Origin of the sequence: Psychromonas sp. B3M02 (assembly GCF_003318165.1) — a bacterium.
In the GTDB taxonomy this organism is placed as follows: domain Bacteria; phylum Pseudomonadota; class Gammaproteobacteria; order Enterobacterales; family Psychromonadaceae; genus Psychromonas.
Map to the genome: position 1 here is coordinate 1 of NZ_QOCB01000016.1, position 2,786 is coordinate 2,786.

A 2,786-nucleotide genomic window follows, 5' to 3' on the forward strand; every position below is an offset into this window, starting at 1 on the left:
AACCCATACCTGCTGTTGGTTGAGCTGATGATAATCGTGAAGTAATAATGATCCCGGCCAGTGCTGATAATAAGCCGCAAATGCCATACACACCGATCTTGATACGATCAACATTGATACCTGATAACTTAGTCGCTGATTCATTACCGCCTAGCGCATAAACATAACGACCAAAACGAGTATGATTAAGTAAGTACCAAATCCCTGCAAATACAAAAATCATTAACCATACAGGCACTGGAATGCCAAATAGGTAACCAGTACCAAACCAAGCAAAATGATCAGCCACATCAGTGAAACCTGTAGAGATAGGACGACCATCGGTATACACCATGGTCACACCACGCAGTAATGTCATCATCACTAAGGTCGCGATAAATGCTTGCACTTTACCCTTTGATATAATTACCCCTGTCATTGACCCTAAAACCGCGCCGCCTAATAAAGAGACTGGAATAGCAATAAACACTGAGATCTCTAGACTAATCATACTGGCAGCAAAAGCACCACATAACGCAAGAATAGAGCCTACACTTAAATCAATGCCTGCCGTTAAGATCACTAACGTCATCCCCGCAGCAAGAATCGCAATCACCGATGTTTGTCGTAAAATATTAAGCAGATTATCAAGTGTAAAAAAATACTCATTCAGTACAGATACAACGGCAATTAAGGCAATCAATGCGATCAATGATTTTTGCTCAATAAACCAGGCTTTAGTGAAAATATACCTTTTAGACTGATTAACTTCAGGGGTTGTAATGTTTGAACTCATGCTGCTACCTCATTGTGATTTTTACCAACAGCACAAGCCATTAGTTTTTCTTGATCTGCTTCCTGTGCACTAAATTCGCCACTGATCTGGCCTTGATGCATCACTAAAATACGATCGCTCATGCCTAATACCTCTGGCATTTCCGAAGACACCAAAATAATACTCATGCCCTCAGCTTTAAACTTATTGATCAGTTGATAGATCTCTTTTTTAGCCCCGACATCTACGCCACGCGTAGGTTCATCTAAAATCAATACTTTAGGTTTAGTCATCAGGCCTTTAGCGATAGCTACCTTTTGCTGATTTCCCCCCGATAAATTACCAATTATTTGTTCCATCGAAGGCGTTTTAATATTAAATAGGCCAATAAAGTCATTCACTGCTAGGCGCTCTTCCTGATGCTTTAACTGCCATCCACTAGAAAGGCTTTTAAGTGCACACAACGACATATTATCTTTCACCGACAAACCGAGAACCAAGCCATCGCCTTTTCGATCTTCCGAAATATAGGCAATACCATGCTGTAGACCTTGTAATGCTGAATCAGGATTAATCACTTCCCCCTCTAATACGACCTCTCCAGAGTGGCGTGCCAATGCGCCATAAATAACCTTCATCAATTCAGTACGACCTGCGCCCATCAACCCAGATATTCCTAATATCTCCCCGTGTTTTAGCGTAAAACTAACCTTATCTATTGCTTCACCAGATAATTCACTAACCGTTAAGCAGTTACTTTGATGCACACAAGGGATGCGTGGGTATTGTTCGTCTAAACGGCGCCCAACCATCAGTTCAATCAACTTATCTTCATCTATCTCTGCGACCGCTTTTTGCGCAATAAACTTACCATCACGTAAAATAGTAATGTCATCGCAAACTTCAAAAATTTCTTTCAAACGATGCGAAATATAAACAATGCCATAACCTTCATCACGTAACTCATTAATCACACTAAATAAGGCTTCCACTTCACTGTCTGTTAATGCATCAGTAGGCTCATCCATGATGATCACTTTAGATTCAAAGGAGAGTGCTTTAGCTATCTCTACCATTTGTTGTTCACCTAAACTCAACTCGCTGAGAATCGTTGATGACTTATGCTTTACTCTTAAGCGCGCCAACAATTGGTCAGATTTTTGATACATAGCAGACCAATTGATCGCACCAAAGCGATTGGTCATTTCTCGCCCTAAAAAGATATTTTCAGCAATTGTTAACGCCGGTAATAAGTTCAATTCTTGGTGAATAATACTGATACCAGCTTGTTGTGAATCGCGTGGCCCTTTAAAACGAATAGGCTTGTTTTCATAATGTATCTCACCTTTATCTAGGGAATAGATGCCAGTGATCACTTTCATTAATGTTGATTTTCCAGCACCATTTTCACCTAACAAAGCCATCACTTGTCCGGGATACACATTTAAAGATGCTCCATCTAGTGCCTTTACACCTGGAAAAGATTTATGGATATCAGTGAGTTTTAATATCGGTTCTCTCATCATATTTCTCGCATCAACAAATTAAAAAACTACACCGGATTGAAAAATCACATTCGCAAAAGGTGTGCACTCACCAGTACGAACGACTGCCTTGCTATTAACCGTTTTTGCTTTAAATTCTTCATGACTAAGATAGGTCAGGTCTACAGATTGCTGCTGCTTTTCAATAGACTGAAGTAGTGCTTGGTGTAATACAGGGCTGATATTTTTTATCTCTTCAGCCAAAATGATTCCAGTGATCTGCATTTCACTTAACACCACTTCCACTGTATCTAGAAAGCTTGGTACTCCGTGTGTGAGAGCTAAATCAATGCGCTCTACTTGATTTGGAATGGGTAAGCCTGCATCACATATCGTCACTTCATCAAAATGTCCTAATGAAGCAATACAATGAGATAGTTGAGCGTTTAACAGTGCTGATTTTTTCATGTAACAACCTTATTCCGCATTTATTTAATGTTTTAATTAGCTTGATAAAAAACACCTGAAAAACGATTGCGCAATCGTTT

3 protein-coding genes are annotated in these 2,786 nt (G+C 39.7%); all 3 read right to left on the minus strand.

The features are described from left to right. The coding region (gene rbsC, locus DS885_RS02440; protein ID WP_113817819.1) for a ribose ABC transporter permease at nt 1–775 on the minus strand (775 nt) is incomplete at its 3' end. Beyond that, nucleotides 772–2,277 (minus strand): ribose ABC transporter ATP-binding protein RbsA, encoded by a 1,506-nt coding sequence (rbsA, locus tag DS885_RS02445; protein ID WP_113817821.1) that lies wholly within the window; start codon nt 2,275–2,277, stop codon nt 772–774. The genes rbsC and rbsA, both read right to left, overlap by 4 nt. 21 nt (nt 2,278–2,298) lie before the next feature. Then, nucleotides 2,299–2,706 carry a D-ribose pyranase gene (rbsD, locus tag DS885_RS02450; RefSeq protein ID WP_113817820.1) on the minus strand — a complete coding sequence of 136 codons (408 nt, stop codon included), beginning with the start codon at nt 2,704–2,706 and terminating at the stop codon, nt 2,299–2,301. Nucleotides 2,707–2,786 lie beyond the last annotated feature (80 nt).